The organism is Haloarcula sp. CBA1129 (assembly GCF_008729015.1).
Lineage (GTDB): Archaea > Halobacteriota > Halobacteria > Halobacteriales > Haloarculaceae > Haloarcula.
This window is the reverse complement of sequence record NZ_RKSM01000001.1, coordinates 1996513-2010869: the sequence shown is the minus strand read 5'-3', so window position 1 is coordinate 2010869 and position 14357 is coordinate 1996513. Positions and strand designations below refer to the sequence as shown.

The window sequence follows — 14357 nt, the reverse complement described above, 5'->3', positions numbered from 1 at the left end:
TAAGCGTGTGTATCCACTTTTTCACAGATGAATAAATAGCAAGATATGATGTAGAGAAATTTGACAATTCGGACTGCTATCCGCGCATGAGATTCAGTACTTCATCGACGACATCGGTTTCGACGGCGAGGATATAGCGCTCGTCAGGTTTCAGGACCATGTCAGCTCCTGCGAGTTCCGTTCGGTCCGCCGTCGAGATGAGCAGGCTTCCGGACGGAAGCGCGATTTCATCGAGCCGGCGCCCCGCGACGGGGGCTGACGGGGCGACACTCACCTCGATGATATCGAGGGCAGCAGTTGGGTACACGAGCGTCCGGATATCCTCGCCGGTCAGGATATCTGCCGCGTAGTCGCCACCGAGATACTCCGGTAGCAGCGTCGCATCCACCACCTCGTCGTACTCCTGTTCCGTCTCCGTCTTTGCTCTCGCGATGGTCCGAATCGACGGAGCATACTGCTGGGCCTCCATGCAGATGGCGAGGTTTGTGCCCGGTTCGTCAGTGAGTGCGGCGATAGCGTCAGCCTCGGCCAAGTCGGCCTGTTCGAGAATCGACGGGCGGCTAGCGTCGCCGTGGATAACGGGACCGAGATACGCGTCGGATAGCGCCGCAACGCGCTCCTCGTCGGACTCGATCAGTAGTACGTCGTGACCCTGATCACCGAGGTTCTCGGCGGTCTGTTTCCCGACACGGCCACCGCCGGCGATGACGAAGCGCTTTGTCCGGGCCATTACCCTACTGTTGAAAACACGTCATCTTCAATGCCCCGACAGTTCTAATGGACTGATAACACGCCCGATTTTACTGAAGGCTCGTGAGCGGAACCCTTTATGAAATACGGTCACAGTTCCTACAATAGAGGAATTTACCCCGGAACTCAAATGATCGAACAGAGTACAGACAGCGTACGATGGATAGCATGCCGAATCGAAACAGGGTGCAATGAGTAAGAGCCAGACTCGGTCACCCGAGGCTGAACTCGGGTTGCTTGACGCGACGATGATCGGGATGGGGGCGATGATTGGGGCCGGTATCTTCGTGCTGACAGGGCTGGCCGCCGAGATCGCTGGTCCAGCCGCGATACTCGTCTTCGCACTGAACGGCGTGGTTACGGCGTTCACAGGACTCTCGTATGCAGAACTCGCTGCCTCGATTCCGAAAAGCGGCGGTGGATACGCCTTCGTGCGAGAGATATTCGACGACTTTGCCTCGTTCATCATGGGCTGGATGCTCTGGTTCGCCTACATGATTGCGGGAGCGCTGTACGCGCTGGGCTTTGCACCGAACTTTCTCGAACTGCTGCACGTCTACGGCGTGGTTCCGCCGCCGGAGCAGGTGGGTGCCGTTGTGGTTCCAGTCATCGACGTGGCGCTCCCGCTGGCCTTCCTGCTGGCGTTCGTGGCGGTACTCGGCCTCGTCGCGCTCAACGCCGTTTCGACGGCCGCGAGCGGCAGCGTGGAGACTATTTTCACCATCATCAAAGTCTCTATTCTGGTTGTGTTCGTCGCGTTCGGGCTCACCTCACCGATGTTCTCCGGGGCCGAGTTCCAGCCGCTGTTTCCGCAGGGCAGCGGGGCGGCCGCGGTCCTGCCGGCGATGGGACTTACCTTCATCGCCTTCGAGGGGTACGACCTCATCACCACTGTCACGGAGGAAGTGCAGAACCCGCGTGAAAACATCCCGAAAGCGATATTTATCAGCCTCGCTGTGACTGTCGTCGTCTATCTCGCAGTTGTGACGGTCGCTATCGGGACGCTTGGGGCAAAGGGCCTTGCTGACGCTGGCGAGGCAGGTATCGCAACGGCAGCGACATCGTTCATGCCGACCGGCTTACCGATCATCCAGAACGGCGGGGCACTCATCGTCTTTGGAGCCGTGTTCTCGACGCTCACCGCCCTCAACGCGGTCGTCATCGCGTCATCGCGCGTGGCGTTCTCGATGGGACGTGAAGGGCAGTTGCTCCCGTCGATCGGCCAGATCCACCACCGCTACGGGACGCCGTTCGTCGCAATCCTCGCTAGCGCCGTCGTGATGCTTGGCTCAGTGGCACTGCCGACCCAGAGTGCCGGCAACATGTCGAGCCTGTTCTTTCTCCTATCGTTCATCATCGTCAACGTCGCCGTCATCAGACTCCGGCGAGAGCGGCCGAACATGAATCGGCCGTACGAGATGCCGTTCTACCCGGCACCGCCGATAATCGGTATCGCGCTCAATCTGCTTTTGACGGGCGTGCTGATAGAGTTCCTGCTCCGAACGGACCCGTTGGCGCTGACACTCAGTGCGGCATGGATTCTGCTCGGAGCTATCGCGTATTTCGCTCTCAACCGGGCGAAAAAGCGGTCGGAAAGCGAACCGACGACTGACGACACTGAAATAACACAAGGAGTTGAAGAGTAACCTATGACTAGCACTCTCGACATTATCATCGCTGGCGGTGGACGCGTCGGCTTCCAAACAGCTGAGATACTCGCCGACCGCGGTCACAATGTGACCATTATTGAACGCGATGAGCGGATGGTCTCGGATATCGCTGATCAGTGGATCGCGACGGTTATCCACGGTGACGCAACGAATCCGGATATCATCGAACAGGCAGGCATTGAGCGAGCGGACGCCGTTGCCGCGCTTACCGGTGAGACCGGGCTGAATCTCGCAGTCTGTTTAGCTGCTGCGGAGTTGACGCCCGAGATCCGGACAGTAGCGCGTATCGACCGCACAGGGGGCGAGGCATACACCCGGTTTGTCGACGCGGTAGTCTTCCCGGAACGGGCCGGTTCGAGAGTGGCAGCAAACGAAATCTTGGGGAGCGATGTCCAGACGCTTGCCGACGTGACTGGCACTCTCGATATCATGCACATCCGCGTCGCTGATGGCGCTCCAGCCGCCGGAAAAGCCCTCTCAGACGTACGGTTCCCCGAAGGGGCCCTCGTCGTGTCCGACGATAACGGCGAGCGAATCGCCCGTGCAGACACGACACTGACACCCGGCAGTAGATATGTCGTCGCTGTTGAACCCGACGTCGTCGATGAGGTGCTGAATCTGATGCGCGGCTAGCGATTCGTAGTCTCCTGTCTCAGCGTAGAAATCGCCGCGTGATTTGCTCGCGAATAGCTACCAGCGGACAGTAGTGTTCTCCGGGTTGTGTGAAAATTCGCCGCTGCGGTACGGACCAGTCGCGACCCCTACACGCGACGGGACAGGGACGCTCGCAGTTCGCCGGCGAGGTCCCGATGGCCATCCTCGGCGAGGCTGTCGGTGACGACTTTCAGCGCAGCCGCGGAACCGCCGACGTAGAGACTACCGCTGTCTTTCTCGACGACGACCACGTCAGTCACCTCGGCGACAGCTCGGAGGCTCGCACGGGCATCGTCGGTCAGGTCGCCAAGCAGGAACGTGAGCGTCGCGGCGTCGTCGGTGCCGCCGGCGACCGTCTCGCCGAGGGACTGATGGCGGGCCACCTCGCGCAGCGTCACGTCGGTCAACTCTGCGACGGTCGGGCCGGGTTCAGTTTCAGCGCGGGTCGTCCGTTCGTCGCCGAGCGCGTCGGCGACCTTGACCACGTCGTGGGTCTCGCGGGTGTCGTGTGTGCGGATGATGTGGGCCCCGCGTTCGACCTCCATCGTTGCGGCGGCCAGCGACACCGCGAGCTGGTTCTCCGTCTCGGGCTGGTCGGCCAGATCGCCGAGGAAGTCCTCGCGGTTGGTCGCGGTGAGCATCGGTCGGTCGAAGGCGCGGAACTCCCGGAGGCGGCGGAACATCTCCCAGTTGTCCTCGAACTCCTTGCCGTCGTACCAGCCGCCGAAGGCCGGGTCGATGATGGTCTTGTCCGTGAACCCGTCCCGCTGGAGCGCCTCGAAGAGGTCGTCGATAGTCTTCAGCGCGCCGGGCCGTGAGAGGTCCGGTGGGCTGGCCATCTTGACGACCGGCATGTCGTGGTCCTCGACGACGCCTTTCATCTCCGGGTCGGCGAAGCCACAGACGTCGTTGATGAGGTCGAAGCCGTGGCCAATAGCTTCCTCGGCGACCTCGGCGTAGCGGGTTTCGAGCGAGAGCGGCACGTCGGCGTCGAGTTCGTCGACGAGCGGCGCGACCGCTTCGAGCCGGTCTTTCTCCATCTCGACCGGCTTGGACTCGTATTTGGGGTTCGCCGACTGGAGACCGACATCGATGATGTCCGCACCGGCGGGGACGAGGTTCTCCTCGATAGCGTCGGCGGCTTCCACGGGGTCCAGATACACGCTCGGCTTGTACCCGGAGTTCGAACTCATGTTCAGCACGCTCATGACGCGTGTCGGGTGGCCATCACCCACCGGGAGGCCGTCGATTTCGACCGTTCGCATACCGCTTTCTGAGGGCTGTGGATACAAAGGTCCCGCGACATTGGCGGGGCGGCGACGTCACGCACGTATCACTGATACGAGACCACCGAGATTTATATACACTGTTGCATGAATTATACGGGATGGGTGGGGAGTTAACAGTCGCATTCGACCTCGATTCGTTCGAGGCCGTCACACAGCAGTTGATGACTGCGGAGTCTGAGCGTGAGATCTGCGAGATCGCAATGTCGGGTATCTCGTCTGTGTTCGACGTGCCACTCGGAGCGCTGTGGCTGTACGACAGCGACGCTTCGGAACTGCAGTTGGCGGCGTCGACGGAGCGGGCGGACGAGGTATTCGACTGGCCGGTTACCTACCGACCCGGCAACAGCCTCTCGTGGGAGGCGTTCGAGCAAGACGAAGTTCGGACGTACTCCGAACTCAACGATGAGCAGCGCCAGTACAACGAGAACTCGCCCGTCAGCAGCGAGATTATCCTGCCACTTGCTGAGTACGGTGTCATCAACATCGGCTCGCTTACCCCCGTTACGTTTGACGGCGAAACGGTTCGACTCGCCCGGATGTACGCGACGCACGTTCAGGCGGCACTGCAGAAGGCCGAGCGCGAACACGACCTCCGCGTCCAGCGCGACCGGATGGAAGGCTCTGGTGAATCGCTGGAAAGCGTCGACTTCGACCGTTAGAACTAGTGGAATGAAGCGGGAAACCGCCGATGGTTCATGTCGAAAATTTCCCGCTTCACGAGCAATGTCGTTCAGTTAGCTAAAAATGCTGTTGGTGAGCGAGGCGAAGTCGCCGCCCCCGAAGGGGGTGGCGGCTTCGCCGAGTATGCGGTGGTGTCGCTGCACTGTCTGCGGGTTTACCTAGGAAAGTCCTACCGAGAAGCACTTGATTTGCTGAGCGAGATGCCACAAATACTTGGGAAGATCGGCCTTGACGCGGCCGATCTCCCCGATCACTCCACGCTAGTCAAGTGGTTTGACAGAATCAAAACCGAACTCTGGCGAGTGCTGCTGCGCCTGTCGGCGCAGCTGCACGAGCCAAGCGATCACGCCGCTATCGATGCGACGTTTTTCGACCGCGAAAACGCTAGCAAACACTACTGTCGGCGGACGAATTACCGGGTTCAGACGCTCAAAGCGACAGCTCTCGTCGACACAGAAAGCCAAGCGATTCTAGACGTTCACTGTACGACTGAGAAACGCCACGACACACAGCTCGGCTGGCAGGTCGCCCGACGCAACGCGGGCGACCTCGCCAGCCTCGCTGCGGACAAAGGCTATGACTGGATGGATTTACGCGAAAAACTCCGCGAAGAGGGCGTAAGACCGTTGATCAAACATCGTGAGTTCCAGCCCATCGATCACGCGCATAACGCGCGGATCGATGGACCTCAATACCGCCAACGAGCGATGTGTGAGACCGTTTTCTCCACGATTAAGCGCACGCTCGGCGACACCGTGCGTGCGCGAACTTGGTACGGCGAATTTCGTGAACTCGTCTTGATGTGTGTCGTTCACAACATCAAGCAGTCTCTGAAACCGTGAAATCAAGCTACGTCTGCTGATTCACCACGGCCGGATGTCTGAATTCTTCGAGCGGGTCATCGACGACGTGGACGAGAAACGAGAACGGCTGATCCAAGCTCATGAAGAATTGACTGGTGAGGAGATCGTGAGAGTACAGAATATGGATACGGGCGAGTACGACTATACCCCGGTCTGGGTAGCTTCTCCGTCGATTATTGAATCAGCTCTCTACGAGGACTGCGATCAGGTATCGTTGATAGACGAGGTTCAGTATCTAAGTGAAGATATCTAAATTCCTTCTCTCATCAAATATCGGGTTGACTGGCGGTACATCTTTAGGATTGTTGATACTACTATTGAATGAGCTGGGAACGTTGCCTCGCTTTATTTGAGAGTGTGCCCGAGTGGTCAAAGGGAGCTGGCTTAGGACCAGCTGGCTGAGGCCTTTACGGAGGTTCGAATCCTTCCATTCTCATTTGGGGTCGATGGAACAACAGGAATCAAATAAAAACTGTTGTGAGGACCCAAATAGAACCCGTGAAGCCTCTGTGTATGCTGTTAGGGGACTTTCAATAGGGCTATTAGCCTGAATAGGGCGAATGCCACCAGAGAGTGTGTCCGAGCTTGGTCAAAGGAGGTTGACTTAAGATCAACTGGTTCAGTCCTACGGAGGTTCGAGTCCTCTCACTCTCACTCACATCACACACGTTGCTTGACTACTTCTTTTGAGCTATATGCGGGCACGTATTGGTGTCCAGAACAGACTAACCAATGTTCTGTGAGTATTCCATTGTCTTCAGAAAGGAAGTCGCTTAGAAAGCGTCTCAGTCAATTCAGGTAGTAGATCTTCCCGTGCTTCTCATGACTCATCAAACCCGATTCAACTGCTGACTTGAACACACGTCTCACCGTACTCTCGTGTACGTCTTGTTCAATCCTCTCTTGCATTTGCTGAACTGTCCACGCTCGTTGGTCATATCGCATCAATTCAATCCAAACTAAATCTCGTTTACTTGATACCATATGCGTGTCTATGAGGATAATATAGTAAAGATATTTCGGCGTTTGTAATCTTATTTGCTGAGTTCGTAGTCAAATGTGGTCAAAACACCCTAACACTAATAAAGGGTAAGTGACAATATATTTAGATATGAGTGTGGATCTAACTCAGGAGAAAGAATGGACGTACAGAAAGAGGGAGTGTGCCCGGTATTCCGTTGAGATAGACGATCTCGACTTCGAATTAGAGGTAGAGGTCGAAGGAGCAATGGTAAAATGCACGAGTGTTCCAAAACCAGTCTCGTATGGGGCAGAGGACGCAATTGACTGGGACAATAATAGAAAGACATGGTGGGTAGCATCTCAGCCTGCCTCAGCTGGAGGAGACAACTTCGCTACGGTGGTGCGAATAGATGAGAAGGTAGACGCTGAGACGAATAAGATCTCGGAGAAATACGTCATCTCGACGCTACAACATGAGGATGGATTTGAGGATGAAATCGAACTGGTCCTTTGGAACAACGAGATCGACGCTGAGGAAGGCGACAGAGTGTATGTCTCTGCTGTAGGCCTGTCTTCATTCAAAGGCGAAAAGTACCTCTCTGTGGCTGGTTACTCTGATATCTGTATTCTCGATGAGTCAATGACTGCGGAGAGGATATCTGAGTACTGTAGAGACGCAGAGAAGGCGGTTGAAGATGATTTTGACCGTGATACGAACGATGCTTCGGATGATGACGAGCAAGAGGGCTTAGATGCCTTCACGCCAACGTCTGTTTCTTAAGCGGTACTGATTTTCTTGCGGTCGTTACGTGATTATTTCAGCGAGTCGTATGCTACCTTGCCGATCTTGGCGAGTCCTTTCCCTATTCCTCTGAGGATCGTCGCTATACCGGAGCCGACCCATACCACGAAGTTTCTCGTGTGCCGTCGATCCGAGTGCCAGAGGTCACTGAGGACACCGATGACGAACTCTGAAAGGATGGCGTAGATCCCGAACAGGACGGTATGGAGAAGGGAGTAGAGGGCGGATGATCCTCGTAGGAAGAGTGTCTGAGCAACCTCCATCCTTCCGCTCACCCACTGGCCATTGGTGGGATGTTGTTTCGAGTTTCCTCGACGCCACCAGCTGAAGAGGTTGGTCACTTTACCCCATGTACCTCGAATTCGGCTAATCATAGTCCATATGTGAGAGAGAATAACCTTCAAGCTTAGGAGTCATTTGGAAAAATTCCACAGTATTATCTTCCGCAATATATTTAGAACACTATAAGAATTTTTATATGTATATAAAATGAAATATAGCAAAACGAAATATGCCACAATAGGTGCAGCTCTCATCCTCGCCGCCGTGGTGATGGTTGCACCTGTTGCTGCTGCGACTACAGTGTTCACATGGGACACAGGAACAGAATTCGAAAACAACGCTTCATCTACCTCTGGGACGGTGAATTACACTTCTACTGGAATAGAACTGGTTGAAGACACTGGCACTATGACTGGTGCTACATACACGTCTCAAACGGTATCTGTAGGCCCTGAGTCTGGTCAAGAACTCTCCTATACATTCGACCAAGTAGAGACTGCGACTACTATAACGGTATATGACGCTTCTGACGATACTGTAATCACGTCTAAAGAGATAGGGATTTACAGCAATCTCTCTGGCTCTATCACGTGGACAGGCACATCCGATATCTATGTTGAAGTGGATATGCCTCATGGCGATAGTAATGATACAGCAGAGTCAAGTACTCTGGATTCGCTCGAACTCGTCTCGTCTTCCACTAACTCTGCACCTACGGCGGATTTCCAAGATTCAGATAACGCCTCTACGGTAACGACTGACACTTCTGTTACCATCGACGCTTCGGCCAGTAGTGATCCTGATGGAGATAGCCTGACCTACGCATGGGACACCAATAATGATGGAACCTATGGAGACGAGTCTGGTGGTAGCTCGATCACGGTCTCTGAGTCTTCAGCTGGGACATACAACTACTCGGTTCAGGTGAGTGATGGCAATGGAGGTACTGATACGGCAACGTACACCCTGACGGTTAATGAAACAGGCTCCATGAAGCTCTCACTCTCCGACTATACTTCTGGAGATACCCCGAAGGGCGATACGACTATAGAGCTTACTCAGACGGACTCTAACGGATCTACAACAGTTGTAGGGACGAAAACGATGTCGGACTCGGACGCCGATAACTCCGTTACGTTTAGTGGGTACGCAAGTGGTGAGGATTACTCGTTCAACGTCCAGAATCCGAATTACGACAACGTAGTGGTCGGTCCAGTGACGAACACAGCAGGAACGACTGATACCCGGTCTTACAGTCTTGATCGAACAATGGGTTCAATCGAAGTTAACGCTACGACGAGTGCAGAAGGCGACGTTAGCCACGCAGATATGGAAGTCGTGAATACTGATACTGGATCTACGGTTGATGATCCAATCGCCGCCCAGATGCCGTACACTAAGAGTGATATCTGGGTTGGTTACACCTACGATGTTACTGTGACGGCACAAGGGGGATTTACTGGCTACTCGACCGATGAGAAGACTAAGACGTTCAGTCCATCTTCGAGTACAACGTCTAAAACCTACAACCTAACCGTCCAGAATTACTTCCCTACAGCGGATTTCCAAGACAGCGACAATGCGTCCACAGTAGAAACGGGAACGACTGTAACATTAGACGCCTCCGCCTCTACAGATCCCGATGGAGATAGCTTGACCTACGCATGGGATCTCGATGGCGACGGTAACTACGACGAGGCCACTGGAGAAACTGTGACGGTCTCTGAATCCAGTAGTGGAACGTACAAATACGAGGTAGAAGTAGAAGACGGCAATGGTGGATATGACTACGCAACCTACACGCTTACCGTCAATGAACCACCGACTGGAACACTTGAAATCAGTGGTGTGACGGACTCTAATGGTGACTCTCTAAGTAGTTTCGACTACACAGTTACGAGAGTTTCAGACGGTACAGAGGTGGCCTCTGTGACGGGAGCATCTGCACCAGTTACGGAAACTGTAGAATCCCAGTACGACTACGATGTAAGTGTCTCCAAGAGCGGGTATGATTCAGTCACGAAGACGTACACGATCTCGGAAAACAGCACGACTTCCAATAGTTTCACTCTATCGCAGATTTCAGGAAGTGCTGAGATCACCGTCGAGGACTGGAACGGCGACCTTCTCGCTGATGGTGATGCTACTGTCGGGCTGTGGGATGGTGAACAAATAGCGAGTCAGTCTGCTGGTTCTGACGGTGTAGCGACGTTCTCGGATATACCTACAGGAACATACGATGTAGAAATCACTCATCCTGACCGACCAGATTCATTCGGTACAGTAACCATCTCAGAAAATACGACTGCCACGAAAACGATTCAGTTCGAGACCCCCATGAAGTCATTCGATATTGTGGTTGAAGATAGCAGTGGGTCGGAACTCGATTCCTTCGACTACACAGTATCGCAAGACGGTACGGCGTACACGAGCGGGATTAGCGAGAATGGTGCTGCTGTAAAGTTAGCTGATATAGAATATGGCACGTACACATTTGAGGCGTCATCAGACGGCTATGAAACCAGTACTAAGACTGCTACAGTAGACGAGGATAAATATGAGGTCGTCTTAACCCTATCCGAGTCCACTACTGACGACACAAGTGGAGATGGTTCTGACAATACAGGTGGAGGATCTGGGAGTGCTTCATCGAATAATATTCTCGTTGTAATTGGGGTGTTCGTCTTAGTATTCGTCATAATAATGTTATTCCTCGCAGTTCGAGATCAGGAAGAGTAGACACATTCACGTTATCTTGCCTCAGTAATTTATTATAAATTGTAATCTGCGTAATATATTTACCATTTAATTTAAAATTATTTATGTGCTATGGCAGACAAATACTTAGAAAAAGGCGTATCGGCAGGATCGGGTCTATTCTCCGGAGTATACGGTGTAGATCTGGTTCTTCAAAATCATCAACTAATTGGCAGCCTTGGCGATCCATGGGCTCCTATTCTCGGGATCGTTCTTGTCCTACTCGCAACTTCGACAATCAAGGCTTCACTATTTGATGCCATTTTCAACAAAGAGTGATGAATTATGTTAGGAACAAACTCATCAACGGCAAAACTCGGTGTGGTAGCATTAGGGCTACTAATGCTGGTCGCTGCACCGGTTATGGCAGCACAGGCCACTCTCGTTACTATGGACGCTGGATCTGATTTCAGCGGGAACGAGAGTTCAGCAACTACAGTTAGCTACAACAGCACAGGAGCGCAGATCACGGAGGGTGGATCGTACACATCCACAGCCTTCAGTCTGAACGAATCTGCTGACACATTCGAATACAATGTGTCCTCGCTTGGGGCGAACGCTACACTGGAACTTTACGATGCATCTGACGACTCGCTGATTAACAGCAAGGAGGTCAGTGCAACTGGTAGTGGTTCCTTCGATGTGTCCTCGTCCTCAGCTACATCCGTGTACGTTGTAATCGACGTACCTGATGATGGAGACACAACCTCCGGCGAGACTACAACAGTTGACTCTGTTTCCCTCGTCGCAGCCAATGACGCTCCTACAGCTGACTTCTCTGACAGCGATAATCAGGCGTCTGCTGGTGTAAGCGAGTCCGTCACCCTCGACGCTTCGGCGTCCAGTGATCCCGACGACGCTGATACGATCAGCTACGAATGGGATCTCGATGGCGACGGAACCTTCGATGACGCTACAGGCTCCACAGCAACTGTCTCAGAGTCCAGCACAGGTACTTACGAATACGATGTTCGGGTCAGTGACGGAAACGGAGCTACTGACTCTGCCACCTTTACTCTCACAGTTGAAGAGAATACTGGAGGTGGAGGATCTGGTAGCGTTCCGTCGAACGGCGTTCTCGCAATCATCGGTGCATTCGCTGCTGTCTTCATTGTGATAAGCACTCTCCTCGCAGTTCAGGATTAGAGGCTTATCTTTCTATTTTCCCGAAATCACAGTATTTAACGATATTTTTCATAGTCGCTACTGTCGAAATATATTTACCTATTGTTTGACAATTTTATAACAGATATGAGTGATACAGCAAAACGAATCGGTAGTATAGTTCTCCTTTCTCTGGTTCTGCTTTCGTCAGTGGGTGCGCCTCTGATGGCGTCTCCTGTTCAGGCACAATCAGATTCAAATTATGAAGACTCGTGGGATGAAAATCTAAAAGAAGCATCCTGCGCCAGTGGTGGGATTATAGTTACCTTCTTCACGAAATGTTCGGCTGAATACGGCGACGTAGACGGATCTACTCCTGAACAGGTACACTGGGATATCTATGGTGATTCTGTATTCATGCAAGATCACCGCCGACAGACGGTGAAAGAGAAGATATCCTATATCGAGCAGACACAGGGTATTGCTCTCGCTCACGCAAAAATAGAGATAATTGAGTGTATGAATAACGGAAATTCGCAGTCACAGTGTGAAGATCAAGCACGGCAAGAAGTGGATTCTGTGTTCAGTACAGTCCAGAAATCTCTATACACGTCACAAAACCGCCAGATGCAGCACTGGCAGATGATGGATCAGAAATTCACTCAAACGGATAACCTCAAATTCGAGACTATATATCCATATTCGCTCGATGGCGGTGAGGACGATTATCAAACGAAATTCGAGCTACGTACTGTAACTCTGTATAATGGCGAGCAGATGGAGGTTCTCACGGGGTCGATGACTTACCATGCTCCAGATGGTTATGAGACGATAGCTCCGTACCACTACACTGGAAATCTTGAAGCTCCTGTAGATGAGTCGATCTATGATTCAGATAATTTCCTGAACGTCGTCGCTCCAGATGGATCGACAGCAATACCGCTTGATGGAGGGAGTTTCAAGACTGCTCTCACAACGCTGGAGGATAAACATAGTTCGGCCAATTCTGCGGTAGGTAGTATGGCTGATTCCATCTATTCGAACTATGAACCCGGTGAAGTATCTGTATCTGATGCAGCTGGCCCGCTTGAGGTTATGCTAACGAGCAGTGGGAATAATGATTCCCTCACATACCGTCTTCTATCAGCTCAGTCCGCAGGATATGCTGTGAATGATGCTGGGAAGACCGTTGATGTGAAAGCTGATTTCAACGGAGATGGCTCTATGACGACCAAATCGGGCGTGATATACGCTAATGATGATGCTTTCCCGAATAATGAAGTCAAGACTGGAACGACCTATGTACAGTCAGATGACGGCGATAGCAGTACTGTACAGGTCTCTGATTCGGTTACATTCGTTAGTAACCCAGAGGACTCAGAGCCAGAGGATTACCCTCTTGATGGCGAATTCACAGTAGTTCAGGTGTACGATGACGAAGGAAATGAAGTCGATTCCATGACGTTGACCGGAAACGATTTCGCTACAACAGATACCTCGAACCTCAATAGCCAAATCTCTGAACTCATCAACAAGATGGAGGCTCTCGAAGACAAATATGAGGCCAATCAGTCGAGTGGTGGCGGATCTGGGATCTCGCAAGACGCTATCAAGAGCTTCCTCCAGAACCTTGGAATCGGTGTAGCTGGTGGTCTCATGATTGTTGCAGTCATTGTTGTGATGATTCTGTTCGCCTACATCAAGATACTCAGAATCTAATCAGCAAGCCTTCTTCTCTGCGTTTTCCTATAGTCGTCGCAACATATTTACCCGAGTTTTGACATTTGTTAATATATAATATATGAAACAAATGAGTAGTATTGCTGTATTATTGGCTGTTCTTCTTCTGGGGTCTGCGGTTCTCCCTGCTACTGTCGCTGCACAGGAGGATACACAGTCTAACCCGATTCCAGAGGAAATCCGGTCGATAATACAGTCGGACATGAGTACAGTCACGCAAGAGCAATTACGGACGGTTCAGGAGTGGTATTCAGATAATTCCGATTCATTACCCGAACCTGCTCAAGAACGGGTTCTGGACTGGATTGTGGAGGCTGAAAACGCCGATCTACAGTCATCGGAAGACAATTCTCGGCAGTATACTGGCCAAAGGTGGGATTCGACGGCCCAGACTACGTACCCGTTCCCTGATCGGTGGGATGGAAATGTTCGAGTCTACCACGTTGAGTATGACCTTGAAGACGGCGTTGCGAGAGTCTACGTCGAGACAGATGAACCGACAACAGTAGTCGTGGCTGATGGGACTCAGACGCAATCTGGCGCTCAGCTGAAGACGATTTCTCAGGTTGATGGGCGGAATATACTGTCCGTCCAAATGCGAAATCCATCGAGGAAACACATCTCTGTGACGGCAGACCGTGGTACGTGGCTTGCGTTTGGTGAGGACAATTTCAACTTCCTCCCTGCTGCCGAGTATAGGATCATCATCCTCTTGCTCGGAATCCTCGTTTCGATGGGGACGATTCTCGCCCTTGAACAGTTCGCTAATCGACACGATCAGGAACCAATTCGAGAAGTTTGA

14 protein-coding genes are annotated in these 14357 nt (G+C 52.6%); 11 read left to right on the top strand and 3 right to left on the bottom strand.

Annotated elements, in window-relative coordinates:
* Nucleotides 1–76 precede the first annotated feature (76 nt).
* Nucleotides 77–730 (bottom strand): TrkA family potassium uptake protein, encoded by a 654-nt coding sequence (locus Har1129_RS10070; protein WP_151100525.1) that lies wholly within the window; start codon nucleotides 728–730, stop codon nucleotides 77–79.
* A 211-nt stretch (nucleotides 731–941) separates the two neighbouring features.
* On the opposite strand from Har1129_RS10070, the gene Har1129_RS10065 reads away from it, so the two are divergent.
* Nucleotides 942–2396: an APC family permease gene (locus Har1129_RS10065; protein WP_151100524.1), complete on the top strand. Its 1455-nt coding sequence runs from the start codon at nucleotides 942–944 to the stop codon at nucleotides 2394–2396.
* Between the two features lie 3 nt (nucleotides 2397–2399).
* Nucleotides 2400–3053: a TrkA family potassium uptake protein gene (locus Har1129_RS10060; RefSeq protein ID WP_151100523.1), complete on the top strand. Its 654-nt coding sequence runs from the start codon at nucleotides 2400–2402 to the stop codon at nucleotides 3051–3053.
* Nucleotides 3054–3181: 128 nt separating this feature from the next.
* On the opposite strand, the gene Har1129_RS10055 is transcribed toward Har1129_RS10060, so the two are convergent.
* Nucleotides 3182–4339 carry a dihydropteroate synthase gene (locus tag Har1129_RS10055; RefSeq protein ID WP_151100522.1) on the bottom strand — a complete coding sequence of 386 codons (1158 nt, stop codon included), beginning with the start codon at nucleotides 4337–4339 and terminating at the stop codon, nucleotides 3182–3184.
* A gap of 122 nt (nucleotides 4340–4461) precedes the next feature.
* Here Har1129_RS10055 and Har1129_RS10050 point away from each other — a divergent pair, with 122 nt between their 5' ends.
* From Har1129_RS10050 to Har1129_RS10035, 4 genes are all read left to right on the top strand, one after another.
* Complete coding sequence (locus tag Har1129_RS10050) at nucleotides 4462–5022, top strand: GAF domain-containing protein (protein ID WP_225307796.1); 561 nt, start codon at nucleotides 4462–4464, stop codon at nucleotides 5020–5022.
* A 36-nt stretch (nucleotides 5023–5058) separates the two neighbouring features.
* Nucleotides 5059–5886, top strand: a complete 828-nt coding sequence (locus Har1129_RS10045; RefSeq protein WP_151098983.1) for an IS5 family transposase — start codon at nucleotides 5059–5061, stop codon at nucleotides 5884–5886.
* 34 nt (nucleotides 5887–5920) lie between these two features.
* The gene (locus Har1129_RS10040; protein ID WP_151100521.1) at nucleotides 5921–6160 is read left to right on the top strand and encodes a hypothetical protein; all 240 of its coding nucleotides are present in this window, start codon (nucleotides 5921–5923) and stop codon (nucleotides 6158–6160) included.
* 858 nt (nucleotides 6161–7018) lie between these two features.
* A complete protein-coding gene (locus tag Har1129_RS10035; protein WP_151100520.1) occupies nucleotides 7019–7651 on the top strand; it encodes a hypothetical protein in 633 nt (210 codons plus the stop codon).
* A gap of 32 nt (nucleotides 7652–7683) precedes the next feature.
* Here the strand turns inward: Har1129_RS10035 and Har1129_RS10030 are convergent, their stop codons facing one another.
* Nucleotides 7684–8013 carry a hypothetical protein gene (locus Har1129_RS10030; RefSeq protein WP_151100519.1) on the bottom strand — a complete coding sequence of 110 codons (330 nt, stop codon included), beginning with the start codon at nucleotides 8011–8013 and terminating at the stop codon, nucleotides 7684–7686.
* Between the two features lie 148 nt (nucleotides 8014–8161).
* On the opposite strand from Har1129_RS10030, the gene Har1129_RS10025 reads away from it, so the two are divergent.
* From Har1129_RS10025 to Har1129_RS10005, 5 genes are all read left to right on the top strand, one after another.
* The gene (locus tag Har1129_RS10025) at nucleotides 8162–10693 is read left to right on the top strand and encodes a PKD domain-containing protein (RefSeq protein ID WP_151100518.1); all 2532 of its coding nucleotides are present in this window, start codon (nucleotides 8162–8164) and stop codon (nucleotides 10691–10693) included.
* A 90-nt stretch (nucleotides 10694–10783) separates the two neighbouring features.
* On the top strand, nucleotides 10784–10990 hold the full coding sequence (locus Har1129_RS10020) for a hypothetical protein (RefSeq protein WP_151100517.1): 207 nt from the start codon (nucleotides 10784–10786) through the stop codon (nucleotides 10988–10990).
* 111 nt (nucleotides 10991–11101) lie between these two features.
* Nucleotides 11102–11857, top strand: coding sequence for a PKD domain-containing protein (locus Har1129_RS10015; protein ID WP_191906106.1), 756 nt, complete (start codon nucleotides 11102–11104; stop codon nucleotides 11855–11857).
* A gap of 105 nt (nucleotides 11858–11962) precedes the next feature.
* Nucleotides 11963–13534, top strand: a complete 1572-nt coding sequence (locus Har1129_RS10010; RefSeq protein WP_151100515.1) for a hypothetical protein — start codon at nucleotides 11963–11965, stop codon at nucleotides 13532–13534.
* Nucleotides 13535–13625: 91 nt separating this feature from the next.
* Nucleotides 13626–14357, top strand: a complete 732-nt coding sequence (locus tag Har1129_RS10005; RefSeq protein ID WP_151100514.1) for a hypothetical protein — start codon at nucleotides 13626–13628, stop codon at nucleotides 14355–14357.